This window comes from Cognatishimia sp. (genome assembly GCF_049116455.1).
Taxonomy (GTDB): domain Bacteria; phylum Pseudomonadota; class Alphaproteobacteria; order Rhodobacterales; family Rhodobacteraceae; genus Cognatishimia.
The window spans coordinates 517787-543391 of the sequence record NZ_JAGDYW010000003.1; the positions used below are offsets into that span (position 1 = coordinate 517787).

General features: G+C 54.8%; 28 protein-coding genes. 14 read left to right on the top strand and 14 right to left on the bottom strand.

The features are described 5' to 3' along the window. Nucleotides 1-127: 127 nt before the first annotated feature. The 8 genes from JXQ85_RS07500 (at nt 128) to JXQ85_RS07535 (ending at nt 7283) form a co-directional block, all read left to right on the top strand. A complete protein-coding gene (locus JXQ85_RS07500; RefSeq protein ID WP_421748263.1) occupies nt 128-1000 on the top strand; it encodes an SPOR domain-containing protein in 873 nt (290 codons plus the stop codon). Between the two features lie 37 nt (nt 1001-1037). Further along, the gene (locus tag JXQ85_RS07505; protein ID WP_421748264.1) at nt 1038-2216 is read left to right on the top strand and encodes a D-alanyl-D-alanine carboxypeptidase family protein; all 1179 of its coding nucleotides are present in this window, start codon (nt 1038-1040) and stop codon (nt 2214-2216) included. Nucleotides 2217-2226: 10 nt separating this feature from the next. Continuing rightward, the gene (gene tmk / locus JXQ85_RS07510; RefSeq protein ID WP_421748265.1) at nt 2227-2868 is read left to right on the top strand and encodes a dTMP kinase; all 642 of its coding nucleotides are present in this window, start codon (nt 2227-2229) and stop codon (nt 2866-2868) included. Further along, nucleotides 2865-3986, top strand: a complete 1122-nt coding sequence (locus tag JXQ85_RS07515; protein WP_421748266.1) for a DNA polymerase III subunit delta' — start codon at nt 2865-2867, stop codon at nt 3984-3986. The genes tmk and JXQ85_RS07515 overlap by 4 nt, the downstream gene beginning before the upstream one ends. An 11-nt stretch (nt 3987-3997) precedes the next feature. Continuing rightward, nucleotides 3998-4804 (top strand): TatD family hydrolase, encoded by an 807-nt coding sequence (locus JXQ85_RS07520; RefSeq protein WP_421748267.1) that lies wholly within the window; start codon nt 3998-4000, stop codon nt 4802-4804. Then, nucleotides 4801-5601 (top strand): MBL fold metallo-hydrolase, encoded by an 801-nt coding sequence (locus JXQ85_RS07525; RefSeq protein ID WP_421748268.1) that lies wholly within the window; start codon nt 4801-4803, stop codon nt 5599-5601. Before JXQ85_RS07520 ends, JXQ85_RS07525 begins: the two co-directional genes overlap by 4 nt. Before the next feature lie 6 nt (nt 5602-5607). Continuing rightward, entirely contained in the window at nt 5608-6537 is a 930-nt protein-coding gene (locus tag JXQ85_RS07530) for an AEC family transporter (protein ID WP_421748269.1), read from the top strand. Nucleotides 6538-6635: 98 nt separating this feature from the next. Continuing rightward, entirely contained in the window at nt 6636-7283 is a 648-nt protein-coding gene (locus JXQ85_RS07535; protein ID WP_421748271.1) for a DsbA family oxidoreductase, read from the top strand. A gap of 3 nt (nt 7284-7286) precedes the next feature. On the opposite strand, the gene JXQ85_RS07540 is transcribed toward JXQ85_RS07535, so the two are convergent. From JXQ85_RS07540 to phnG, 8 genes are read right to left on the bottom strand one after another with little or no spacing between them, the layout of a single operon-like run. Further along, nucleotides 7287-8474, bottom strand: coding sequence for an alpha-D-ribose 1-methylphosphonate 5-triphosphate diphosphatase (locus tag JXQ85_RS07540; RefSeq protein ID WP_421748272.1), 1188 nt, complete (start codon nt 8472-8474; stop codon nt 7287-7289). Then, on the bottom strand, nt 8471-9019 hold the full coding sequence (gene phnN / locus JXQ85_RS07545) for a phosphonate metabolism protein/1,5-bisphosphokinase (PRPP-forming) PhnN (RefSeq protein WP_421748273.1): 549 nt from the start codon (nt 9017-9019) through the stop codon (nt 8471-8473). The genes JXQ85_RS07540 and phnN overlap by 4 nt, the downstream gene beginning before the upstream one ends. Beyond that, entirely contained in the window at nt 9016-9699 is a 684-nt protein-coding gene (gene phnL / locus JXQ85_RS07550; RefSeq protein WP_421748274.1) for a phosphonate C-P lyase system protein PhnL, read from the bottom strand. The genes phnN and phnL overlap by 4 nt, the downstream gene beginning before the upstream one ends. 2 nt (nt 9700-9701) lie before the next feature. Further along, the gene (gene phnK / locus JXQ85_RS07555) at nt 9702-10472 is read right to left on the bottom strand and encodes a phosphonate C-P lyase system protein PhnK (protein ID WP_421748275.1); all 771 of its coding nucleotides are present in this window, start codon (nt 10470-10472) and stop codon (nt 9702-9704) included. Further along, complete coding sequence (locus JXQ85_RS07560) at nt 10469-11341, bottom strand: alpha-D-ribose 1-methylphosphonate 5-phosphate C-P-lyase PhnJ (protein ID WP_421748276.1); 873 nt, start codon at nt 11339-11341, stop codon at nt 10469-10471. The genes phnK and JXQ85_RS07560 overlap by 4 nt, the downstream gene beginning before the upstream one ends. Further along, entirely contained in the window at nt 11338-12426 is a 1089-nt protein-coding gene (locus JXQ85_RS07565) for a carbon-phosphorus lyase complex subunit PhnI (RefSeq protein WP_421748277.1), read from the bottom strand. Before JXQ85_RS07565 ends, JXQ85_RS07560 begins: the two co-directional genes overlap by 4 nt. Further along, nucleotides 12426-12989, bottom strand: a complete 564-nt coding sequence (gene phnH / locus JXQ85_RS07570) for a phosphonate C-P lyase system protein PhnH (protein ID WP_421748278.1) — start codon at nt 12987-12989, stop codon at nt 12426-12428. Before phnH ends, JXQ85_RS07565 begins: the two co-directional genes overlap by 1 nt. Then, nucleotides 12989-13450: a phosphonate C-P lyase system protein PhnG gene (gene phnG, locus JXQ85_RS07575; RefSeq protein WP_421748279.1), complete on the bottom strand. Its 462-nt coding sequence runs from the start codon at nt 13448-13450 to the stop codon at nt 12989-12991. Before phnG ends, phnH begins: the two co-directional genes overlap by 1 nt. A 96-nt stretch (nt 13451-13546) precedes the next feature. Here phnG and phnF point away from each other — a divergent pair, with 96 nt between their 5' ends. After that, nucleotides 13547-14269 (top strand): phosphonate metabolism transcriptional regulator PhnF, encoded by a 723-nt coding sequence (gene phnF / locus JXQ85_RS07580; RefSeq protein WP_421748280.1) that lies wholly within the window; start codon nt 13547-13549, stop codon nt 14267-14269. 29 nt (nt 14270-14298) lie between these two features. On the opposite strand, the gene JXQ85_RS07585 is transcribed toward phnF, so the two are convergent. The 5 genes from JXQ85_RS07585 to phnC all read right to left on the bottom strand — a co-directional run bounded on the left by JXQ85_RS07585 (nt 14299) and on the right by phnC (nt 18997). Further along, nucleotides 14299-14916, bottom strand: a complete 618-nt coding sequence (locus JXQ85_RS07585; RefSeq protein ID WP_421748282.1) for a chloramphenicol acetyltransferase — start codon at nt 14914-14916, stop codon at nt 14299-14301. A gap of 2 nt (nt 14917-14918) precedes the next feature. Continuing rightward, the gene (phnE, locus tag JXQ85_RS07590) at nt 14919-16250 is read right to left on the bottom strand and encodes a phosphonate ABC transporter, permease protein PhnE (RefSeq protein ID WP_421748283.1); all 1332 of its coding nucleotides are present in this window, start codon (nt 16248-16250) and stop codon (nt 14919-14921) included. Between the two features lies 1 nt (nt 16251). Beyond that, a complete protein-coding gene (gene phnE, locus JXQ85_RS07595; RefSeq protein WP_421748284.1) occupies nt 16252-17130 on the bottom strand; it encodes a phosphonate ABC transporter, permease protein PhnE in 879 nt (292 codons plus the stop codon). A 93-nt stretch (nt 17131-17223) separates the two neighbouring features. Then, the gene (gene phnD, locus JXQ85_RS07600; protein ID WP_421748286.1) at nt 17224-18132 is read right to left on the bottom strand and encodes a phosphonate ABC transporter substrate-binding protein; all 909 of its coding nucleotides are present in this window, start codon (nt 18130-18132) and stop codon (nt 17224-17226) included. Nucleotides 18133-18187: 55 nt separating this feature from the next. Then, nucleotides 18188-18997, bottom strand: coding sequence for a phosphonate ABC transporter ATP-binding protein (gene phnC / locus JXQ85_RS07605; RefSeq protein WP_421748287.1), 810 nt, complete (start codon nt 18995-18997; stop codon nt 18188-18190). 324 nt (nt 18998-19321) lie between these two features. On the opposite strand from phnC, the gene JXQ85_RS07610 reads away from it, so the two are divergent. The 5 genes from JXQ85_RS07610 to JXQ85_RS07630 all read left to right on the top strand — a co-directional run bounded on the left by JXQ85_RS07610 (nt 19322) and on the right by JXQ85_RS07630 (nt 24474). Continuing rightward, complete coding sequence (locus JXQ85_RS07610) at nt 19322-20140, top strand: TIM barrel protein (protein ID WP_421748288.1); 819 nt, start codon at nt 19322-19324, stop codon at nt 20138-20140. Nucleotides 20141-20223: 83 nt separating this feature from the next. Then, the gene (locus JXQ85_RS07615) at nt 20224-21171 is read left to right on the top strand and encodes a substrate-binding domain-containing protein (RefSeq protein WP_421748289.1); all 948 of its coding nucleotides are present in this window, start codon (nt 20224-20226) and stop codon (nt 21169-21171) included. A gap of 83 nt (nt 21172-21254) precedes the next feature. Beyond that, a complete protein-coding gene (locus JXQ85_RS07620; protein ID WP_421748290.1) occupies nt 21255-22328 on the top strand; it encodes an ABC transporter permease in 1074 nt (357 codons plus the stop codon). A 15-nt stretch (nt 22329-22343) separates the two neighbouring features. Further along, nucleotides 22344-23129 (top strand): ATP-binding cassette domain-containing protein, encoded by a 786-nt coding sequence (locus tag JXQ85_RS07625; RefSeq protein WP_421748291.1) that lies wholly within the window; start codon nt 22344-22346, stop codon nt 23127-23129. 322 nt (nt 23130-23451) lie between these two features. Beyond that, nucleotides 23452-24474 (top strand): LacI family DNA-binding transcriptional regulator, encoded by a 1023-nt coding sequence (locus JXQ85_RS07630; RefSeq protein WP_421748292.1) that lies wholly within the window; start codon nt 23452-23454, stop codon nt 24472-24474. Here the strand turns inward: JXQ85_RS07630 and JXQ85_RS07635 are convergent. Next, entirely contained in the window at nt 24471-25604 is a 1134-nt protein-coding gene (locus tag JXQ85_RS07635) for a Gfo/Idh/MocA family protein (protein WP_421748293.1), read from the bottom strand. The genes JXQ85_RS07630 and JXQ85_RS07635 overlap by 4 nt on opposite strands. Nucleotide 25605: the final 1 nt, after the last annotated feature.

Genomic DNA, 25605 nt, shown 5'->3' on the forward strand with positions numbered 1-25605 from the left:
ATGTAGCCTTTTCACATTGCCTGCCGCGCGGTAAGCTGCGGCCAAATGAACGGATGCCACACGGGGTATGGGTGTCTGATAAAAGAACGCCACCAATCGGCGCAAAATTCGGGCAAAAGGGCAAGTAATGAACAGTTTTTCCCACCGACAACCTTTCACGCTACGTATGGGACGGGCCGTAGTGCTGGTCTCAAGCCTGGCCATTCTCGCCGCTTGCGAAGACTTTCAAGGTTTTAGTTTAAACGGCGCAAATGGCGCTGACGCGGATGGACCTGCCCAAAGCACCTCAACCAAATTTGTAGAACGCGATGTGGAAGCACCCGAAGTGTTCTCGGCCAGCGAAGCCGGCCTTTGGGACGGACGCCCTTCACTTGGTGGCGTCTGGGTGGCGCACCCGGATGTATCAGACCCAGAACGGGTGATCATCCGCAACAAAGCCAATGGCAAGTTTGTCATCGGCGCGCTGTTCCGTCGCGAACGCGCCCTACCCGGCCCGCGTCTGCAGGTCTCTTCTGATGCCGCTGGTGCCTTGTCGATGTTGGCTGGCCAACCCGTGGAACTTGAGGTCACCGCCCTACGCCGCGAAGAGGCTCCAGTTGCGCCCGAGGTCACCGACACGGTTCCTGAAGCTGAAACCGTCGAAACCGAGGCGCTCGATCCGGTGGCAGGCGCAGCAGCAGCCATTGATGCGGCAGAACAAAAGCCGGCCGTTCAGGCCGCGCCCGCGCCGCAGGCAGAGGTCCCTAAACCGGTTAAATCCAGCAGTCTTTCCAAGCCATACATTCAAATTGGTATCTTCAGTGTGAAAGACAATGCAGAAAACACTGCAGCGCAGATGCGCCGTGCGGGCATGGTACCATCGATCAAAACCGGCGAAAGCAATGGCAAGGCCTTCTGGCGTGTGGTGGTGGGCCCAGCCCAGACCTCTGCAGAGCGCACAGCCCTTTTGAAAAAGATCAAAGGCACAGGGTTTACCGATGCATACGCGGTGACCCATTGAGTCAAAAAATATCGCGAATGATGTCTGACAAATCAGGATGGGGATCATGAAGAACACTCTGAAATCGTTGGTTTTGGGCACGGTTGCTGCCGCGATGCTCTCTGTACCGGCTTGGGCGTTTGAAACCCGCGCCAAAGCCGCCTTCGTGTTGGATCAAACCACCGGCACCGTCTTGATGACAAAAAACGCCGACGAAGCGTTGCCGCCTGCCTCGATGTCTAAGCTGATGACGCTTTACATGGCCTTTGAAGCGGTGCGTGATGGCCGCCTGTCTATGGAAGAGCGCTTGCCTGTCTCACAACACGCCATGAGCTATGGCGGCTCGACCATGTTTCTGGACACAACCGACCGTGTCAAAGTAGCGGATCTGATCCGCGGCATCATTGTACTGTCTGGCAATGACGCCTGCGCGGTGATTGCTGAAACCCTCAGCCCAGATGGCACCGAAGAAGGTTTCGCGCGTCAGATGACCCTGCGCGCACGTCAGCTGGGGATGACCAATTCGACTTTCGCCAACTCCAACGGCTGGCCTGCGCCGGGCCACCGGATGTCCATGCGGGATCTCGCACTGTTGGCGAACACATTGATTTCTGATTTCCCAGAATTCTACCCGATGTTCTCTGAAACCGAATTTGCCTTTGATGGCCGAGCGCCACGCAACACGTTGAACCGTAACCCATTGTTAAAGCTGGGCATTGGCGCGGATGGGTTAAAAACCGGACATACTCAAGAAGCAGGCTATGGCCTTGTTGGATCTGCCAAGCAGGCCGGCCGCCGCGTGATCTTTGCGGTCTCGGGTATGGACAGCGCCAAGGACCGCGCCGAAGTTTCCGAACAGATCGTCAACTGGGCCTTCCGCCAATTCAGCGAACGTCAGGTGCTGCGTGCAGGAAAACGGGTTGCCCAAGCCGAAGTCTGGATGGGTGAGGCACAAAAGGTCGGCTTGGTCGCCGAACAGGATGTGCAGATCCTACTGCCTGTCATTGGTCAGAACGATGTCGATGCTGAAGTGGTCTATAATGGCCCACTTGAAGCTCCGATCACCAAAGGTCAGCAACTGGCGGAACTGGTGATCAAACCAACCGACCTGCCGGAAATTCGCGTCCCGCTTGTTGCCGAAACAGATGTGGGCGCTGGCGGGTTTACAGTACGTATGCGCACAGCGACCTCGGTTTTGATGTCGCAATTTGGCCTGACAGCTGAGGGCGCAAGTTGACCCGCATATTATGACAGAAGAACAACTCAAACGTCCCGGCACGTTTATCACCTTTGAAGGCATCGACGGTTCCGGCAAATCCACGCAAACTAAACGTCTTGCCGCTTATTTGGAAGACCTTGGTCACAAGGTCATTTTAACCCGTGAACCCGGTGGCTCGGTTGGGGCCGAAGAAATCCGCAGCTTGGTCCTGGAAGGCGATCCGGATCGCTGGTCTGCCGAAACAGAGCTTTTGCTGTTCACCGCCGCAAGGCGCGATCACTTGGAGCGTACAATCTATCCTGCACTCGAGGCCGGTAAGATCGTGATCTGTGATCGTTTTGCCGACAGCACACGCATGTATCAAGGTCTGTCGCGCGGTGATCTGCGCGAAAAAGTCGATAAATTACATCGACTTATGATTGGCACCGAACCCGACCTCACCATCCTGATCGACATGGACCCTGCCACCGGTTTGGCCCGTGCAAAGGGCCGCCAGACCGCCGAAGAACGGTTTGAGGACTTCGGCCAAGAGCTGCAGATCAAAATGCGTCATGGCTTTTTGGACCTTGCCCAACAATTCAAAGATCGCTTCCGTTTGATCGACGGCAACCGCAGCATGGATGAGGTTGCAGCGGACATTCAGCTCTCGGTATCGGACTACCTGTCATGAGCGATGACGCGCTACCTGAAAGCGACCGGATCGACGGTGCGCCACATCCACGTGAAACCACCCGAATTTTTGGACAAGATGCGGCACAGGCAGGCTTTCTTGAAGCTTTCAATGCAGATCGACTACACCATGGCTGGCTGCTGACTGGCCCGAAAGGTGTTGGAAAAGCGACTCTCGCTTGGAAGATCGCGCAGTTTCTGTTGGCGACCCCAAAAGATGATGGCGGTGGTCTCTTTGGCGACGCCCCACAGATTACCGAAACGCTGGATATTGATCCTGAACATCCTGTTGCCCGGCGTATTCAGGCGGGATCAGAACCCGGACTCTTCTCGGTCAAACGGCCTTATGATGAGAAAACCAAAAAACTGAAAAGCCAGATCACCGTTGATGAGGTGCGCAAGCTTAAGAATTTCTTTGCGCTTTCGGCCGCCGATGGTGGCCGCCGCGTGGTGATTGTGGACAGCGCCGACGAAATGAACGTCAGCGCCGCCAATGCGCTTTTGAAGCTACTGGAAGAGCCCCCCGCAGACACCACGATCCTTTTGATCTCACATCAGCCATCAAGGCTTTTGCCAACCATCCGTTCGCGTTGCCGCGAGTTGCGTCTATCAGCATTAAACAGCGATGACATGGCCACCGCCCTCACGCAGGCGGATGTTGGGACAGAACAGTCCGCTGCTATGGCTGAACTTTCAGCGGGTTCGGTTGGTGAGGCCATTCGCCTATCGCAATCTGATGGAATGCGGATTTATGCAGATATCGTGAATCTCTTTTCTGAACTGCCACAACTCAACCGCCCAAGAGCCTTGGCCTTGGCGGACTCTGTGGTCGGGCGCGGTGCGGAAGAACGTTATGATCTGCTGCTTAATCTGATTGATCTCTTCCTGATCCGCATTGCCCGCACGGGCGCAACAGGTCAGCCGCCGATTGTTGAGGCCGCGCCCGGAGAGACACAACTTTTGGTACGCCTGTCCCCAACCCCGCATAAAACACGGGCATGGGCTGAAGTCGCTGCAGAGATCACGTCGCGCAGTCGCCACGGCAAGTCAGTTAATCTTGACCCCGCCGCCTTGGTGCTGGATACGGTTTGGAAGATCCAACAAACCGCCCAAGGCTGATAAGGCTGACTATGACCAACGCCCCATTGATTACCGACAGCCACTGCCATCTGGATTTCCCGGATTTTGACGGTGAACACGATGCGCTGATCGCGCGCGCTGCTGAGGCAGGCGTGGGCCGCATGGTTACCATTTGCACGCGGCTGAAGAACGAACCGCAAGTGCGTGCATTGGCAGAGAAATACGCACCGGTCTTCTACGCCGCAGGCACCCATCCGATGAGCGCCGCTGAAGAACCTTTGGCGACTGTGGAAGAACTTGTGGCGATGTCTCAGCATCCAAAATTCGTGGCCATTGGTGAAACGGGGTTGGATTACCACTACACCGCTGAAAGCGCTGAGATCCAAAAGCAATCGCTCCGCGTCCATATCGAAGCAGCACGTCAAACCGGTTTGCCCCTGATCATCCACGCCCGCGCGGCGGATGACGACATGGCGCGCATCTTGTCTGAAGAACATGCGGCCGGAGCATATGACTGTGTCATGCATTGCTATTGCTCGGGGCCAGAGCTGGCCAAAACCTGTGTTGATCTTGGGTTCTATCTGTCAATGTCGGGCATCGCGACCTTCAAGAAAAGCCAAGAGGTGCGCGATATCTTTGCTGCCACGCCAGTCGATCGCGTGCTGGTCGAAACCGACAGCCCCTATCTTGCGCCAACGCCTTACCGAGGCAAACGCAACGAACCAGCTTACACAGCGCATACCGCCCAGGTAGGCGCCGAGGTCTTTGGCATGGAGTACGCGGATTTCGCAGCCCAGACCGAAGCTAATTTTGAACGTCTGTTCGCAAAAGCAGCCCAAAAGGCAGCCGCCGCATGAGTGACACGCTGAGTTTCACCATCTTAGGCTGCGGCAGCTCTGGCGGCGTGCCGCGTCTTGGCGGCCATTGGGGTGATTGCGACCCATCGGAACCTAAGAACCGACGCACGCGCTGTTCCCTGCTGGTGGAACGCGAAGGGGCTGAGGGCAAAACCACAGTTTTGATCGACACAAGTCCAGACATGCGCCATCAGCTTCTGCGCGAGGATGTTGGTCGCTTGGATGGTGTGATTTACACCCATGCCCATGCCGACCACGTGCATGGGCTGGATGATCTGCGCATGATTGTGTTCAACATGCGCGAACGGGTAAAGGTCTGGGCGGATGTCCCGACCCAAGACGCCCTGTTGTCGCGCTTTGGCTATGCCTTTGTGCAACCCGATGGCTCCCCCTACCCTCCGATCCTGGATCTGAATGGGATCAGAGGCGACGTGACCATTGATGGAGCCGGCGGACCGATCACCTTTGAGCCACTCGAAGTGGTCCATGGTGGCATCGACGCGCTTGGGTTCCGGATGCATGACGTTTTGTACATGCCCGATGTCTCCGATATTCCAGAAGCCATCTGGCCTAAATTGCAAGGCTTGCGCTGCTGGATATTGGACGCCCTGCGCCGCACTCCGCATCCAACACACGCGCATCTGGAACGCTCACTGGAATGGATCGAGCGCGCCGGGCCCACAGAGGCCGTGCTGACCAACATGCATATCGATCTGGATTATCAGACCCTCACGCAGGAAACTGCGGATCATATCCAGCCCGCTTATGATGGGCTTACTCTGAAATTTCCGATCTAAAACCAAATGCTAGACATTCTGAATATCATCCTCCCAGTCTTCATTCTGATTGGGATCGGCTATGCTGCGCGTTGGGTTAATTTGATCACAGACGCGCTGGTAGATGCGCTGATGCGCTTTGCCATTACCTTTGCGGTGCCTGCGCTATTGTTTCAGGGGATTTCAAAACTCGATCTGTCGCAGAATTTCGACCCGGCTTTGCTCAGCAGCTTTTACATCGCTGCAGCCGCGAGCTTTTGCCTCGGCCTTCTTGGCGCAAGGTTTCTATTCAAACGTGATATCGAAGATAGTATCGTCATCGGCTTTGCTTGCCTCTTTTCCAATTCGCTCATGCTGGGCCTACCGATTGCCGAACGCGCCTATGGTCCAGAAGCGCTTTCGGGAAATTTTGCAATTATTTCAATCCACTCTCTCTTTGCATATAGCGTCGGCATCACCACAATGGAGATCGTGCGAGCGCGCGGAAAATCCGTTCTTCAAACGCTGATAACCGTCCTGAAAGGCATGGTATCAAATGCACTCGTTGTTGCGATTACTTGTGCCTTCGCGGTCAATCTTTCAGGTCTTCAAATACCTTCAGCGGTCGATGACAGTTTCGATCTCTTGGCGCGCTCGGCCTTGCCCATCGCACTGTTTGCAATTGGTGGCATTCTGCGGCGCTACCGGCCAGAGGGCGATTTGCGCACGATCTTTTTCATCTGCCTTATGTCCTTGGTCTTCCACCCAAGCCTTGCTTACGTCTTGGCCCAATCCATGGAACTTTCAACAGATAGCCTGCGGTCCGTCATCACTACGGCCTCCATGGCACCGGGCGTCAACGCCTACCTCTTTGCCAATATCTATGGCCGTGCCAAACGGGTGGCCGCCAGTGCGGTATTGGTCGGGACTGCGATGTCGATTGTATCCGTATCGGTCTGGCTGGTCCTTCTGCCCTGAGCAAAAGGATATATCATAATGATGTGATCAACCGCCTCTTGTTGAACACCTGTGCAATCGCCATTCTCTGGACTTAAGCAAAATCAAAGGATGCTAATATGGCTTTGCGTGTGGATATCGTGTCAGACGTTGTGTGCCCGTGGTGCGCAGTTGGTTTCAAACAGCTCGAACAGGCTGTGGCCGCTTCGGGCCATGAGATCGAAGTCTACTGGCACCCTTTCGAACTGAACCCGCAAATGGTTCCTGAAGGCCAAAACCTGCGCGAGCATCTGGCGGAAAAATACGGTTCCACCAAAGAGCAATCCGACGAGGTGCGTGGCAAGTTGAAAGAGTTAGGCAATGATCTGGGTTTCGCCTTCAACTTCAAAGACGACAGCCGGATTTTCAATACATTCAACGCCCACCAGTTGATCCATTGGGCCGGCGAACAAGGCAAAGCGCATGACTTAAAACTCGCGCTGCTGACTGCTTATTTTTCCGATGGAAAAGATGTTTCTGATACCGAAGTTCTGCTTGGCGAAGTGGCTAGGATTGGCCTTGACGCTGATCAGGCAAGAGAGGCGATTGAAAGCGGTGAATTCACCGATATGGTGCGCAGCAAACAGGAATTCTGGCACTCACGCGGGATCAATAGCGTGCCGTCTATGATCTTTGACAGCAAACATCTGGTGCCCGGTGCCCAAGGCACCGAGACCTATATCAGTATCCTGCAGCAGTTAGCAGGTCAGTCGGCCGACAAGGGCTGAGCCCTAGCCCACCTGCCGCGCTTGGCTCCACACACCCCGCACAACGGGGGTGGTGCCCAGCGCGGAAACACGCACCAAATCCGCTCGCATTCCCGGCTTCAGACGACCGCGATCCGTCAAACCCGTGGCGTCAGCCGGATTTGCTGTGACCGTGCGGATCGCGCGTGGGATGTCGTCCCAGCGATCGGCCAATCGGAAGGCAGATAACAGCAAAGCCGCTGGCACGTAGTCAGACGATATAATGTCCAAGAGGTCTTTGTCTGCCAAATCCAAAGCCGAAACATTGCCTGAATGCGACCCGCCTCGAATGATGTTTGGCGCCCCCATCATGATGGCGATGTTATTGGTGCGACAGGCTTCTGCCGCCTCAACAGTGGTCGGGAACTCTGCCAAATGAATACCATGGCTGGCCGACGTTTCGACCTGTTCTGATGTCGTGTCGTCATGGCTGGCCAAAACCGCCCCAAACCGGCGTGCTTCTTCCACGGTTTTACGTTCGTGCAGGTCCCCAAAGGTTTCACGCAGGGTTAGAAGCTTCTGCACGTGCTCTTCGAATTCCTGATCATTCATCCCACGCTTGGAGGCCACATAGGTCTTAAGCTTCGAGATGTCTCGGAATTGACGCTGGCCCGGTGTGTGGTCCATCAGACTAACAATTCCCACGCGGTCTTCCGCGCTGAATTCCGACAGCTCATCTGCGAGAGTTTCAGAACAGACCTCTGCGCGCAGGTGCAAGAAGTGGCTGATTTTCAAAACGTTTTTCTCGCGTAATTGCCAAAGCTCTTTTGACAATTGGCGCGCGTATTTCACGTAATTGCCTTTACCTGACGGGATCGATCCGACCCGCATCGCATCAAACACTGTAGTAATGCCTACGCTTGCCAATTCTGCATCGTGCGCCAAGATCGCGGCATCATGGGGCCAATCCACGCTTGGACGTGGCTGGATGTGACGCTCTAGATTGTCGGTGTGCAATTCTATCAAACCCGGGATCAAATAGTCGCCTTTGCAATCCATCGCGCCATCTGGGATCAAATCGGTCTCTTCAATCTCAGAGATCACACCATCCTGCACCCTAAGCGCCCCTGCGATCACCTGATCTTCAAGTACGATCTGCGCATTGGCGAGACAAAACTGGCCCTGAGCAATCGATGACGGGGTCAAGCTTTTAAAAGAAACAGGAGAGTTCATAACGGTACTTTCTTTGGATAAAGCACGGCAATTGCCGCGTCGATGGTTTCCTCGATAGGTCCATCGTTTGAAAGATTGATGACTTTAGCCCCGGCAGGCAGAGGTTTTTTGGCGCGCTCGAGCCGTTTAACAATCTCGGCTTCGCTTTCACGCCCCCGGCCCGCCAAGCGATTGGCAAGGGTTTCGGGTTTTGCTGTGATGTTAAAGGTCAGCAGATCCGGAAAAACTTCTTGGGCTTTGGGTAAAATGGCGCGACTTAGGTTCACCAGCAATTCTTCACCACGCGCCACACGCGTACGCACTGTGTCGGGTATGCCGTAAAACAAACCATGCGCCTCCCAGTGCAGGCAAAACTCGCCAGCCGCCGCGCGCATGTCAAACTCCTGCTCGAGCACAGCCTCGTAGTCTTCGCCCCCTAACCCCGGCGCACGAGTGATCGTGCGTTTTACGAGCGACAGGTCAGGCACGGCGCTCACAAGCCTATGCATCACACTGTCTTTGCCCACACCCGAAGGCCCAACAATACCAATCAATCTCCCCGTCATGCGGCGACCTTTGGCGTGAAATCTGACACGTCGATCTCTCGATCACAGACCCGCGCGCGGGCGGCTTCATCGTGGAAAATGCCAACAATCGCCGTACCGCGTGCCTTGGCCTCTTCAATCAAGCTTAGAACAACCTCTCGGTTGGTGGCGTCCAGACTGGCAGTTGGCTCATCAAGCAATAGCGCTGGGTATTCATGGGCAAATCCCCGCGCGATATTCACCCGCTGCTGCTCACCTCCAGAAAATGTGGTTGGGCTGAGGCCCCAAAGCGCTTCTGGGATATTGAGTTTGCTCAGAAGGGCTGCAGCTCTGTCTTTGGCCTGCGCCTCATCCACACCAAGTGCGAGCAACGGATCTGCGACGACCTCTAAGGTCGGCACACGCGGCACCACGCGCAAAAATTGGCTGACATAACCTAGCGTGTCCCGGCGCAAAGCCAGAATATCGCGCGGCGCGGCTTGAGTCACATCAAGGCCGCCAACGGTGACGCGGCCTGACGCGGCAAGGTAGTTGCCGTAGATGATCCGCATCAATGTCGATTTGCCCGCGCCAGACGCGCCCGTCAGCGCGACGCATTCGCCTGCAGGCACCGAAAGATTGGCACCCCGCATGACTTCAAGCACGGCGCCACCCTGATTGTGCAGGGTGAAGGTTTTGGAGACATTTGAAATTTCAATCATAGTCACACCTGTAGAACAGAGCTGACAAGCAGCTGAGTGTAGGAATGTTGTGGATCATCCAGAACCTGATCCGTAAGGCCTGTTTCGACCACTTTGCCTGACTTCATCACCATCAGACGATCCGCCAAAAGTCGGACAACAGCAAGGTCGTGGGTCACAATGATTGCTGACAGACCAAGATCGCGCACCAGACCGCGCAGCAAATCCAGTAATCGCGCCTGCACGGACACATCCAACCCGCCGGTGGGTTCATCCATGAAAACCAGCCGCGGCCCTGTCACCAAATTGCGGGCGATTTGTAACCGTTGCTGCATGCCACCAGAAAAGGTTGTCGGGCGATCATCCACACGATCCTCGGTGATTTCCACACGCCCCAGCCAATCCACAGCCTCAGCCCGAATATCTCCGTAGTGACGCGCGCCAACGGCCATTAGCCGTTCACCAACATTGCCTCCGGCACTGACCCCCATGCGTAGGCCATCCCGTGCATGTTGATGCACAAAGGCCCAATCCGTGCGCCCTAACATGCGCCGCTCAGGCTCGCTCATTTGCAAAGTGTCCTTTGGGCCGTCGGCGCGCGTGTCAAAAATCACCTGCCCACCATCAGCTGGCAAATGCCCTGCCAGGCAATTTAGCAATGTGGATTTACCCGAACCGGATTCCCCAACAATACCCATGACTTCGCCTGGGAAAAGGTCAAAGCTAACATCTGCGCAACCGATATGCGCCCCATAAGTTTTCGAGATGTTTTGAACAGATAGCAACGGTGTCATGCTGCGCTCTCCTTCTGAGGGCTGGGTGCCGCAGCACCGGAATGCCCCGCCTCCCGGCGTTTCTCGCAATAATCAGTGTCAGAACAGACAAACATACGACCGCCTTTGTCATCTGTGATCAGCTCGTCCAAGTAGCTGGTCTCAGACCCGCACAACCCACAGGCATGCGGCGCTTTCGACGGATCAAACGGGTGATCTTCAAAGTCGAGGCTGACAACTTTAGTATAGGGAGGCAGCGCATAAATCCGCTGCTCGCGTCCTGCCCCAAACAATTGGATCGCTGCCATTTCCATCTTAGGATTGTCAAATTTCGGGATCGGTGACGGGTCCATCACATAGCGCCCTTCAATGCGCACCGGGTAGGCATAGCTGGTCGCGATGTGGCCGTGTTTCGCAATGTCCTCGTATAGCTTCACATGCATCAAACCATATTCTTCGAGCGCATGCATCTTGCGTGTCTCGGTCTCTCGCGGTTCTAAAAAACGCAGAGGTTCCGGAATTGGCACCTGATAAACCAAGATTTGATCTTCAGTCAGCTCTTCTTCAGGAATACGGTGACGAGTTTGGATCACAGTGGCCGCAGAGGTTTCGGTGGTGGTGTCCACCCCAGCCGTCTTTTCAAAGAACTTACGGATAGAGACCGCGTTGGTGGTGTCATCCGCCCCCTGATCAATAACCTTCAGCGTGTCTTCGGGCGTTAGCGTGGCGGCAGAGACCTGAACACCGCCTGTGCCCCAGCCGTAAGGCATCGGCATTTCTCGGCTGGCAAATGGCACCTGATAGCCCGGGATCGCCAACCCTTTCAGAATGGCGCGCCGGATCATGCGTTTGGTTTGTTCGTCTAGGTAAGCAAAGTTGTAATCGCTCATTCTGCTGCCTCCGGCACTGCGTGTTCGCTTGCCTCGCGACGTAGTTTACGGATCAATTCCAATTCTGACTGAAAGTCCACGTAATGAGGCAGTTTGATATGCTCGAGGAAGCCCGTCGCTTGAATATTATCTCCATGATAAAGCACAAATTCTGCGTCCTGCGCTGGCGCGCCAACGTTGTCCTCACCCAGTTCTTCCCAGCGCAGGGCCCGATCCACCAGCGACATGGAAATTGACTTGCGCTCCGATTGCCCAAAGACCAACCCATAGCCGCGTGTAAACTGCGGCGGCTCAGTTTTGGATCCGGTGAATTGGTTCACTGTTTCACATTCCGTGACCGTGATTTCGCCTAAATCGATGGCAAACCCAAGCTCTGCGATCTCCATTTCCACAGCCACAGCCCCGATCCGCAACTCGCCGACAAAAGCATGAGTGCGCCCATAGCCGCGCTGTGTGGAATAGGCCATGCCCAAGGTGAAGCCTTCATCTGCCCGCGCCAAGGATTGCAAACGCAGCGCGCGTTCGGCTGGTAGTTCCAATGGCTCACGAGTTAAATCAGGCGGTGTTTCATCAGTTGCTGGCTCATCCTGAATAAGCCCTTCTTTATTCAGAAACGACGTCACATGCGGCACGGTTTCAGGAGCAGCCTCACGTTCAGGCGCATCAAAAGCTTCGCCATCTGCTGCCAGTTTGAAATCCAACAAACGGTGCGTGTAATCAAAGGTTGGCCCCAGAATTTGCCCACCCGGCAGATCCTTATAGGTTGCCGAAACGCGACGCTCGCAGGCCATTTCTGCGGTATTGATCGGGGACGAGTTTCCAAACCGCGGCAAGGTTGTGCGATAAGCGCGGATCAGAAAGATCGCTTCGATCAAATCCCCGCGTGCCTGCTTGATGGCCAACGCCGCAAGATCAGGATCGTAAAGCGAACCTTCCGCCATCACGCGGTTCACGGCGAGTGTTAATTGCTCCCGAATTTGCGCAATCGACAATACGTCCACGGATGGATCGCCACGGCGTTCTTCGGCCAGCCAAGTATGGGCGTTTTCAATCGCGCGTTCGCCGCCTTTAACTGCAACATACATCAGCGAACCTCCGTCGTGCGCGGCAACGCTGCGATGCGTTCACCACAGGTGAAATAGAAATCCAACCCCAGCGGGAATTGTTTATGATTGCTTTGAAAAGCCGCGATTTCTGGCAATGACAAAGCCGCGCGGTCTTTGATCCCAGGACCTTGTAGAACTGCGCCCTGCACTTCCAGCATGTCACTTTGAACCACCAAACTGGCCGAGCGATCAGGATAGTCTGCTGTGCCGATCTTATATTGCGACAGCGGTGCCAGATCCTGCCAAGTTCCCACAGCAAAGTCACAAGATTGGGCATCCACTAACGGTGCCCCAATATGGAAATTGATCCAATTGCGCACAGGTGCGACATCAACTTCACCCGCAAGGAAAATGCGTGTTTCAGGATCGCAAAGCGTCAAAAGCAAAGTCGCTGCCGCTTTGGACAATGGCTCTGGCGCGGCTGCGCCTTCGATACATTCTATGCGACCCGGATTGGCCATGACGGTCATAATCTGACGAAAGGCACGCGCAGAGTCTTGCGCAGGGGTTGAAAACCCACCTTCAAGTTCAATAGCCTGCATCAATCCTCACCTCGCGTCATCGTGAAAAAATCGACCTTGGTTGCCGCAGCTTTGCGTGCGCGCTTTTCCTGCGCGGCGGCCATGTGATCCTCAAGCGGGCTCAAAACCTTCACCTGCAATTCCGCAGCGCGTTCTGTCTGCATCAGCGCATCCATCAAAGCCGCAGATTGCGCATCGCCTTTGCGACGCCCCTGCACATAGCCATGACCAACCTCTCCGCTGGCAATCTTTAACGAACACCGCGTGACCGTCATTTCACCCAGATTGAACGGAGCCCCCGTTCCACCAGTCCGCCCGCGCACCATGACGCTGCCGACCTCCGGTGGGCGCAGCCATTCAAAGTCTGGTGCAGCCGTTTCTTGTTCAAAAAGCTTGGTCAAAGCCCCCTCTGGCGACTTTGCCATCACGCTCAACCAAGCTTTCCGCATTTTTTGTTGGGTCTCTTGCATCACGTTCGACATGCCCTCTCGACAAATCTGAAGTTTACTATACAACTAGACATATATTCGCCGATATAGGTGAGTCGAACCAGAAGAGTTTTGTGAAACTTCCGTGAAATGACCCAATCCCGACGTAAAACCCCGATTTGGCAGGCCATCGCAAATGCGCTGCGGCTGGACATTGCAGAGCAACGCTACCTGCCGGGAGACAAGCTCCCGACCGAGGCGGTGTTGTCAGAACGGTTCGGTGTGAATCGCCATACTGTGCGGCATGCCCTGTCAGTTCTTGTAGACGAAGGCCTTGTTCACACCCGGCGCGGCGCTGGAGCCTTTGTGAAATCAGCACCTGCGGAATACCCGCTTGGCAAACGCATGCGATTTCACCAGAACCTGCGGCAAGCAGGACGACTGCCATCCAAACGCACACTCAGTCTGGAAACCCGTGCTGCAACTGAGGAAGAAGCCGCAAGGCTAAAGCTCGTAGCAGGCGATTTGATCTGCGTAAAACACGGGCTGTCCATGGCAGATGGCCAACCCATCGCGATTTCAGAAAGCCATTTCCCAGAAGCACGCTTGCCAGGCGTGGCGCAGGCACTGTCTGAGGAAACCAGTATCACCAAGGCGCTGACAAAAGTAGGTGTCGCCGACTTCACCCGCGCCAGCACGCGGATCAGAGCCGTCTTGGCCGACGCGACGCACGCCCTGCGTCTGCAAATCTCAGAAGGCGCGCCATTGATCTATTCAACGGGTCTGGATGTGGATGATGAAGGATTGCCTGTGGAATACGGCATGACGTGGTTCTGTGGGGATCGCATGACTCTCACACTTGAGGACGACTGAGCGCCACCCCAACTCTCAAAGCAGGCACCCTACCCTTCGTATTTTTCCAAAAATGCTTCGGCTTTCAGCGTGCGGAAATCTTCAAGTGCTGCGTGAATGCGCGCGTGGTCCCAATCCCACCAAGCCAAAGCGATCATACGTTCAGCGACCTGTGGCGGCTGCCTTAGGCGCATCGCCTTCGCCGGCGCACCCACAACAATCGTATAAGGCGCGACGTCCTTGGTCACGATTGATCCGGCGGCGACGATGGCCCCATGCCCAATTGTGACCTCTGGTTTTACCATCGCGTTATGACCAATCCACGTGTCATGCCCAATGAACGCCCGTCTCGATTTGCGACGTTCAAAAAACGCCGGATCATGTGGCGTGTCATCCCAGTAGTCACCTGACCGATAGAGGAAATGATGCAACGAGGCGGTATCCATCGGATGATCCGTTGCCCCGATCCGTACGTAGCTCGCGATATTGCTGAACTTGCCAATCGTGGCATTCGCAATATCCGCGAACCGATCGCAGTAGGAGTAATCATCAAAGCTGGAAAAGGCGATACGACTGCCTTTGCCGATCTCGACAAAGCGCCCCATCTGCACCTCTGTTAAATCAACATCCGGATGCAGAAAGGGCTGATCTTCACTCAAGCGCGCCATGGTTAATGCTTATCTTCTGAGGAGCCAATCAAGCGTCCACGCAACCAGCCAGAGAACCAATCCATCGCCATAACCATCAAGACCACAAGTACGATGTAATATGTCACCTCTTCCCAGTCCTTCTGGGTGATGATCGCCTGCGTGATCAACAGACCAATACCGCCCCCAGTGATCGCCCCAATAATTGTCGCAGACCGGGTATTGGATTCTAGGAAATAGAGCACCTGTGACAGCAAGATCGGCGTGATCTGCGGGATCACTCCAAACCGATAGCGCTGCACGGGTTTGGCCCCGGTTGAGCGAATACCTTCGATTTGCTTTTTATCCACGTTCTCAAGCGCTTCTGAAAACATCTTCCCAAAGCTGCCGGTATCCGTGATCAGGATCGCCAGCGCACCAGTCAGAGGCCCAAGCCCAAAGGCACGGGTTAGGATGATCGTCCATATCAAAGCATCCACGCCTCGGAAAAAGTCAAACACACGACGCATGGCAAAACGCACAACCATCAGAGGGGCAAAGTTTTTGGCGGCAAGAAAGGCCAGTGGCAAAGCCACAATCGCGGCTCCCATGGTTCCAAGGAAAGCCATCAACACGGTCTCGTAGATTGCCCAGAATACATCCTTGTGACGCCACATGCGATTGTTCCAGAACCCATCCCAGATAGCCGCAGCCTCACCAGAGACCGCACGTGTCACCAGCTCACCGAAGCCAAGACCATGGTACGGGCTATCCAGCGTAAAAAAGAACAGCTCCCAACCATAGAAATAGCGGAACACCTCCGCCCGATTGCGCGTCACCGTCAGGCGGCCAGCGTCTGTGGTGATTGCCAGCCGGTTCTTAGAAGAGTTGATCCACTCAGGCAGCGGACCCTCTGGAAAGGTCTGTACAACACCCTTGGCACGGCTTGGGGTGGCGGTGATCACCCCATAGCCCGGAATGTTAAAAGAAATGGTTTCAGACCCATAGGTAACAATGTGCCCCTCGCCCAAATCGACAATAGTCTCACCATCAGATTGAGTGACCCAGCTTGGCGAAGCTCCCTCCGGATAGCGCCCTTTTTTCTCACCTTCGATTGCGTAAGTCACGGCACCTGAACGGTTATCGCGGGTCACATGGGTTTTATATGACACCATGTCATTGACCAGACTGCGCGCATTATCCGTGTTGGCTTTGCCCAACAGGCCCGCCACATCAAAGGCGATAAAAATATAGGTCAAATAAGCCAGGATCACCGCTGGAATGGCAAAAGCGACCATGCGTTTGCGGCGCATTAGGTGTTCCGTTTTGCGGCGTAGATCGCCAACGGACGGCGGGGTTGCATCAATTGCGGTCATGTTAATGCGTGCCTTTCTGAGTGCCATGGACCAGTCGGTCACGGTAGAAGCTCGACAGTTGATCCACGAAGATGATGGTTAAGATCAGCAAAATGAACATGGCGGCGGCATCATCGTATTTGCCCTGCCCCCATTGGATCGCTGTCTTCAGCTCGTAGCCAAGACCGCCCGCGCCTACAAAGCCCAAGATGGCTGAGGCACGGATGTTAATTTCAAAGCGCAGCAAAGCATAAGACAGCCAGTTTGGTGCTACTTGAGGCACCACACCCAGCAACATCTTTTGCATCCAAGTAGCACCAACGGAACTTAACCCATCGACGGGCTTTAGATCGGCATTTTCATTCACTTCGGAAAAGAGTTTTCCAAGCGCACCTGTTGTGTGAAACGCAATTGCGATCATTGCCGGTACCGGACCACCGCCCAAAACAAAGATCAGGATCAACGCCACAACGATTTCCGGAATCGCGCGCATCGTATCCGCCAAGCGGCGGAACACTGGGATAAGGCGCGGCCAGCGCGCCAATCCGCGCGTGGACAGCAATGATAGAAAAATGCCAGCAATGGCCCCCACCAATGTCGACACGGCAGCGATGTTCACAGTTTCCACCAACGCTGGAAAGAAGGTCACCAGATGGCCGGGGATCTCAGCGGCTTTCTCTATGGCTTCCCGGATCACATCAGAAGGATAATCAAAGAAGTTGTCCAACCCACCCCAAAAGCTGCCACCATTACGCGCAGCGGCCGTGTTAAAGCCCGAGATCATCAGCAGCAAAAAGACCAACATCGTCAGTCCTGAATACAAGCGTTTGCGCTGAATTTGCGCCATGTAAGATGATTGGATTTGCCCAACCGATAGTTGACCCGGTGAGAGTTCTGCCATGTGGAATGCCCCCTAATTTTTGAATGACTTGATGAAGGCTGCATATAAAAGGCGGGCCCTTGTTTCAGGACCCGCCCCCTATCAATGATCCAATTATTTGGACTTCAGGCGACGCGCTTCGATGATGGTTTCGTAAGTCGCGTGGGTCACTGGCTGTGCACCCAAAGAGTCGCCCGCGAAAACGCCATAGGCACAGCTTGGGTCGTTTTCATAAAGGTTGTCGACCAGCTCGGTCATGATAGCCTTCACATCTGTTGGCAATTGCTTGCGCAGAACAACAGGACCTTCAGGGATTGGCTTGGATTTCCAGATCTGCACGAGGTCATTCATGTCAACCAGGCCGGCATCAACAGCGCGGCGCAGCGCGCCCGAGTTGTAACCGTCTTCCCAGTTGCCCTGGCCGTCTGCCCAAGTCACACCGCCGTCGATGTCGCCATTGTTGACCGCAACGATGGTTTGCTCATGGCCGCCAGTGAACTTCACTTCACCGAAGTAAGCGCCGGAATCCATAGTGATGCCGTCTTTGTACTGAGGGATCTCGATGGATGGGATCAGGTAGCCGGAAGTAGAGTTTGGATCACCAAAACCAAAGACTTTGCCCTGCATTTCGTCCAAAGATGCAATTTGTGCATCTTTGCGTGCAAACCCGATGGAGTGATAGCCGATGGAGCCATCCACGTTCACTTTGACCAGAACTGGCTCAACAGCTTCTGGGTCTTGCAGATATGTTGCCGCATAAGAGGACGCGCCCAGCCAGGACATGTCCAGCGTACCGCCAACCAAACCTTGGATCACACCGGCATAGTCAGCTGGCGCAAAGATTTTCACAGGAACGCCCAGGGCCTCTTCTGCGTAGCCCTTCAAGCATTCGTAAGAGTTCATGCGGTCTTGTGCGTTTTCACCGCCCAATACGCCGATGCGGAATTCAGTGATGCCGTCTGCCATTGCCGCAGAAGACAGAACAGTAGATGTGGCCAGAGCCAAAGCGATAGTCTTTTTCATCAGTCTCTCCATGATGATAGGTCTCACGCACCCCTCGGTGCGCAATTGAAAAGGATCAAGCCGGAACAGGCTGTGCTCTGGGTCGATCCAATGTTTCGATTTCTGTAGATGTGGCTTCTTCAGAGAAGTCGTCGCCCGCGCCATAGATGTCGCGCGCCACGCCTGTGGTCAGCTGTTCAGGCGTTCCGTCAAACACGATGCGCCCATCGCGCATGCCAATCACCCGATCACAATAACGACGCGCCGTATCCAATGTGTGCAGGTTCGCAATGACCATCCGGCCATCTTCTTCGTGAATGCGGCGCAAGGCCTCCATCACGATTTGCGCATTCATCGGATCTAGCGAAGCAATCGGCTCATCCGCCAAAATGATCTGCGGGTCCTGCATCAATGCCCGTGCAATCGCGACACGCTGTTGCTGGCCACCTGACAACGCCTCTGCGCGCTTTGGCGCCTGCTCGGCGATGCCCAGCCGGTCCAAAATGTCGATGGCTTTGTGAATGTCGTCCTGTGGATAGAGGTTAAACATCGTCGCAAATGTGCTGCGACGGTTCAGCGTGCCGTGCAGAACGTTGGACACCACATCCATACGCGGCACCAGATTGAACTGTTGAAAGATCATCGCGCAACGTGATTGCCATTGGCGCTTTGCTGCCCCTGTTAAAGCAGTGACATCCTCGCCGTCAAAGATAATCGAGCCTTCGGTCGCATCCGCCAATCGGTTCATCATACGCAACAGGGTCGATTTACCTGCACCCGACCGGCCAATGATGCCGATCATCGCAGGCTGGTTCACATCGAAATTCGCATTATCAACGGCGGCTTTAGTTCCAAACCGTTTGGTCAGACTTGTTACGGTCAGCATAGCAGTTCCCCAAAATTCTCTGGGCAACCTAAAGACGGCGGATTGCAGTTTCTTGTCGGACGAGTGACGTTCACGTTAACGGCAGATGTCAGTTTTATGTCACGCTAGACAAGTTTTCCTCCTGCGAATGGCCCGGATTACATCCAGCTCCCCTCCTGAAATCCTCAATTTGAGAGGCGCAAAAAGCCTGTTGGGAAATGGCGTTGTGCAAAAAATTGCAACCGGTTGCAAAAATTCATTGACTCACACCCGCTTTACCCGCAGTTTCTGTATGACAAAGAGAGTCGACACAATGCAATTTCCGAATTGCTCTCAGGGGGAGAAATGCTCGATTTCGCGTTAAACCAAGTCACTATGGCTGCCACGCCACTGCCCGCCTTTTTGGCGGCAGCGGAGAAATTAGGCTGTTATGGCGTAGAGTTACGCAATGATCTTGCGCGGCCCACTTTTGATGGGCTGCCAGAGAAATCGGTGCGTGACATGCTACAGGATCATGACTTGAAGCTGTTGGGATTGTCACAGATTTACCCCTGCAACCGGTGGTCAGCCTCTCTTGCAACCGAAAGCCAAACCTTGATCGCCTCGGCAGTTGAACTGGGTGCAGAGGCCATCAATCTGATACCTTGCAACGATGGTACGCGGCTGAGTGCTCCAGAACGGCTGGACGATCTAAAGCGTGGCTTAGAGGCGCTTCTACCTCTGTTAAATGACGCGGGTATGGCTGCATATTTGGAACCTTTGGGCTTTGCGCGCGCTTCACTGCAGCAAAAAACCGAAGCTGTAGAGGTGATCCAATCAATCGGTGCTTCTGGGACGATCAAAATCGTTCACGACACTTTCCATCACGCGCTTGCGCAGGAAAGCGATCTTTACCCGTCTGAAACCGGCATCGTGCACATTTCAGGCGTTACAGCCACAGATCTGCCATTGAGCAACCTTGAAGATGACCACCGTGTCTTGGTCGATCCGGCGGATCGGCTGGATAATTTGGGCCAAATCACCGCCCTACTGGAAGCTGGGTATGCTGGCTCATTTTCATTCGAATGTTTCGCGCCTTCACTACAGACGCGGCCGACACTGACCACAGAGATTAGACGATCCATTGAATTCATAACCGCGCATTTACAGTCGAAAGCGGCCTGACGCGCGGTGCTGTCTTGCCCCTTCACGGGGCGTTCCGGTGAAAGAGAAGGTGTGCCGGACACCACTTTTGGGAGGAAAAACTTATGAAAAAAACACTCAAGACATTTATGATGGCCAGCGTTGCCACAGTCATGGGCACTGGTGCGTTTGCACTGGAAATCGGCGCGACCTTTTCGCGGTTTGATGACAACTGGTTGACCGTTCTACGCAACGGTATGGTTGAATATGCAGGCACCATTGATGGGCTGACCTACCAGCAAGAAGACGCTAGCGATGACCTTGCAAAGCAGATCGACCAAGTCACCAACTTCGTGGCACAGGGCGTTGACGCGATCATCGTGAACATCGTGGACACATCCGCAGGCGCGGCGATCACAGCAGCTGCAGGCGACACACCACTGGTGTTTGTAAACCGTGAGCCTGACAACGTGGACGTTCTGCCAGCGACTCAAGCGTTTGTTGCATCCAATGAAATCGAATCCGGCACTTTGTCTGCATTCGAAGTCTGCAAAAACCTGCGTGCAGCGGGTCTGGGCAATGGCGCACGCGGCTACCTGATGAACGGCCAGCTGTCCAACCAAGCGGCGGTTCAGCGTTCCAAAGACGTGCATGACGTGATCGGCATGGACATGTGTAACTTCATGGAAATCATCGATGAAGCACCTGCAAACTGGTCCCGCGATGAAGCGCAAGACTTGATGACCAATTGGATGTCGTCCGGTGAGCCTTTTGACTTTGTTCTCGCGAACAACGACGAAATGGCCATTGGTGCGATCCAAGCGATGAAAGCTGCAGGCGTCGATATGGCTGACGTACAAGTCGGCGGTGTTGATGCATCCCAAGACGCTCTGCTGGTTATGGCCGGTGGCGACTATGATGTGACTGTGTTCCAAGACTCTGTTGGTCAAGGCACAGGCTCGATCGATGCAGCGATCAAACTGGCCAATGGCGAGGACGTAGACAGCAAAGTTTACATCCCATTCGTTCTGGTGACCCCAGACAACATGGACCAGTTCCTGAACAAGAACTAACTTAACTTTCAATCACTTGCGCAGGGCGGCACAACATGCTGCCGCCCTGTGTAACGACTTGCCGCCAGAAGGAACCCCGACTAATGGCAGACACCAGCCACGGCACCGGCGGACTTGCATTTGACAAGTCCAAGCGATCATGGCCCAACGAGCTGAATATCGCGCTCGCCCTGATCATCATTATCGCCATTTTTGAAGTATTGGGGCAGATCCTGCCTTATATGAATGGCCAGAGTTTCCTCTTTGATACGCGTGATCGGTTTGACTCGATCTTCAACGAAGCGCGTCTGAAAATTATCATTCTACAGGTCGCAATCATTGGGATCATCGCCATCGGCGTGACCCAAGTGATCCTGACCGCAGGCATTGACCTCAGTTCTGGCCCGCTTGTGGCCGCCACAGCCATGATCGCCATGAGCTTTGGGCAAACTGAATTGGTTAATGGTAACCCAAACCCTAAGGCAGTATTCGGCACTTGGGCGATGGACCTTCCCGTGATCTTCCCGGTCATCGCCGGTTTAACCTTTGGGGCCATGATCGGCGCCATTAACGGAACCTTTGTGGCCTATTTCCGCATCCCACCGTTCATCGCGACGCTTGGCATGTTCCTGGCCTGCCGCGGCATTGCGCTGTGGTGGACATCTGGTAACCCTGTATCTTTCCCGACTGAGGCCTACTCGGCCATCGGATCTGGCATGATGCCAGTCGTGTGGTTCATCGGCCTCGCGATCCTGTTCCACTTGATCCTGACTTTCACGGTTTACGGTAAACACACCTATGCGATTGGCTCTAATGAAGAAGCCGCGCGCATGTCGGGCATCAACGTGAAACGCCACAAGGTCATGGTTTACATGATCGCGTCTATGCTGGCGGCCTTTGCGGGTATTGTTCTGAGCTCCAAAGCCTCTACTGCGCAGGCAGGCATGGGGGAATTCTATGAACTCTTTGCGATTGCCATGGCTGTGATTGGTGGCATCAGCCTGACTGGTGGGCGTGGATCGGTCATCGGCACCGTTCTGGGCGCGATGGTTCTGGGTGTGATCCGTTCAGGCTTTACTTACGTCAAGCTTGATGGGTCCTACCAGCTCATTGCCATGGGCTCGATCATCATCGCGGCGGTCATCCTTGACCAATACCGACAACGAAACCGAGCATAGTCAGGAGATATGAACATGAGCGAAGAATACGTTCTAGAAACCCAAGACCTGACGAAACACTACGGCGGCGTGCATGCCCTGGAAGGCGCAAACTTTAAGATGCGCAAAGGCGAGCACGTGGCGATCATGGGCGACAACGGGGCGGGTAAATCCACCTTCGTGCGCCAGATCACCGGTGTTGAACAACGCACCCGCGGTAAAGTGTGGCTCTATGGCGAAGAGGTGAATTTCGCAGGCCCTCTGGATGCCCGTGAAGCTGGCATTGAAACCGTGTTCCAAACCCTCGCTTTGGCGGATGATTTGGATGTGCCAGACAACCTTTTCCTTGGTCGCGAAATCACCAAGTTCGACTGGCTCGGCCCTTTTCGGATGCTGGACTACAAAGCCATGCGGGAAGCTACCATCGAGGGTCTGAACCGGACAGCGGTGAAAATCCCCAACATCCGCAATTCGATCCGCAATATGTCGGGTGGTCAGCGGCAATGTGTGGCGATCGCACGGACGGCAACCTTCCACTCGCGCCTGACCATCATGGATGAACCAACAGCAGCGTTGGGTGTTCAGGAAACCGCACAAGTGGAAAACATTGTACGCACTCTGAAAGAAGCTGGCGAACCCCTGATTCTGATCAGCCACAACATGCGGCAGGTCTTTGATCTGGTGGACCGGATTGTGGTCTTCCGACGCGGGCGCATGTGTGCCGACCTTGACATCAAAACCGGGGATTACACCGGCGAAGATGTGGTCTCCTACATCACCGGAGCCAAAACCGGAGAAGAGTTCATGGAGCATGCGCTTTAGCGCAGAAACGAAACAATCAGAGGCCGCGGAGACTTTCGCGGCCTTACATTTTTTACAACGCCCGCCCCAGTGCGACAATCAGGAGTTGAGCCTCGAAATTGCCATCGCGAGATGGTGGCAAAGACCAAAGACCCATCTGAGACCTGCCCGATATTCAACGGGGTAAAACCACCCAAACGTTGTCCATTCGGCAACAAAATAGGGCTTTCAGAGCAATAAAGCTGCGGTCTGCTGTTTCCTCAACGCCTGCGAGCGACTAAAGGACGTTAAATTTTACGTCCGGGGTCCTGATTGGGCACCAAGAGGAGTTTGCAGAAGTTCAATGGCTGTCACTGTCACCTTGAAAGAAGTAGCAGAGCGCGCTGGCGTCTCTCGATCTGCAGTTTCCCGGACATTCACCGACGGCGCGTCGGTCTCTGAGAAAATGCGGCGCAAGGTGGAAAAAGCAGCCAAGGATCTGGGCTATAGTCCAAACGCCCTGGCATCCTCGCTGACAACGGGCCGCACCAAGCTAATTGGCCTGGTGTCTAACAACTTCCACAACCCAATTTTCCTTCAGGTCTTTGATCTCTTCACCAAGGGGCTTCAGGATCGTGGATTGCGCCCCCTGCTCGTGAACCTGACAGATGAAACCGACGCAGAGACCTCGGTACAATTGCTGCGGCAATATTCGGTGGACGGGGCCGTGGTGGCATCATCCACCCTGCCCGATGGGTTTTCACGTGCCTTCCGTGATGCAGGCGTGCCCGTGGTGCATTCCTTCGGGCGTGCGACCTCTGCCCCTAAAGTACATATCGTTAGCATCGACAACGTGGAATGCGGCCGCATGGTGGCGCAGACTTTGGTGGCACGTGGCTATAAACATGTGGCCTTTATGGGCGGGCCATTAAGCGCGACCTCGACACAAGACCGCCACGCCGGATTTGTCTCGGAAATGGCCAAACATCCTGAGATTAAAATGACGGCGTCCTTTGCGGATCAATACACCTTTGAAGCAGGACGCACCGAAATGCTGCGCCTGCTGAAAGACGACCCGGCTGAGGCCTATTTCTGCGGCGATGACGTTCTTTCGATTGGTGCGCTGTCTGCTGTGCAAGACAGCGGTCTCTCTTGCCCGGATGATGTGGGTATCATTGGGCTGAATGATATGGAAATGGCGGGGTGGGAAAACATCAATCTGACCACAGTGCATCAGCCAATCCGCCAGATCGTTCAATCGTCCATTGAGCTGATGGTGACGATGCTGGATGACAGCGACCGCTATCCAGAAACCCGCATTTTCCCCTGCGAGATTGTTGAACGGGGCACATTGCGCCCCGTCCTAAATTTGGTGTCTGCACCTTAACGGAAGATAGATGGGCGCGCGTCCATCCAAGCGCCATCTTCTTTTGCAGAGGCCACTGCCGTATGCACCGCTGCCATGGAACGAACGCCTGCCGCTGCGTTGGGCAACCCATCACGGGTTTCACCACGGATAGCATCCGCCAGATCGCAATAGATATTGGCCACAGCCAATGGAAAGCCTTCTGGGTGGGCAATCGCCACGCGGCTGAGACGCTGCGCATCTTCGTGCAAGCCCCCCTCGCCTTTTTCGATGATCTGCGTGCGTCCGCCAACCGGCGTGTAAATCAGCTGGTTTGGCTGCTCGGACGCCCAACGGAGGCCCCCGGTCTCACCAAAAACCTGAATTTCAAATCCATGCTGACGCCCAATCGCCACAGAAGACGTCCACAGGCGCCCAATGGTACCGCCCTGCATGCGGAAATTGACCATGGCGTCATCTTCCAACTCGCGGCTTGGGATGGCTGAAGCGAAGTCAGCAGAGAGTTTCTCGACCTCATCATCACAAATGAAGCTCGCCATATGCATCGCGTGAATGCCGCAGTCAGCAAACTGGCCAGAGACACCGGCCATCGCTGGATCATACCGCCAGCGCACACGCGGGTTATCCGCATCGGTGGCATCACCGTGATGTCCATGGCTAAAATTCGTCACCACAACGCGCGGCTTGCCGATCTCGCCATTTCGGACCATCGCGCGCGCCTGACGCACCATCGGATAGGCCGAATAGCAGTAGTTCACCGCACAGATTTTACCGGTTTTTTCAGAAATCTTAACGATCTCCTCACCTTCTTCGACCGTCATTGTCATCGGCTTTTCGCAAAGCACGTTGAAACCAGCCTCAAGGAACGCCTTGGTGATCTCAAAATGCGTGGAGTTTGGGGTTGCGACGGTCACCAGATCAATCCGGTCGTCACGGCCCTTTTCGCCTGCGAGCATTTCTTGCCAATCGCCATAAGCGCGATCTGCAGCAACACCTAAGCGCTGTGCGTATTCGCGGCCGATGTCTGGCCGGTGATCGAGCGCGCCAGCAGCCATTTCAAAGCGGCCATCTGCCAAAGCGCCCATACGGTGTGCCGGGCCGATCTGGCTGCCTTCGCCGCCACCAATCATGCCCCATTTCAGTTTTGCCATA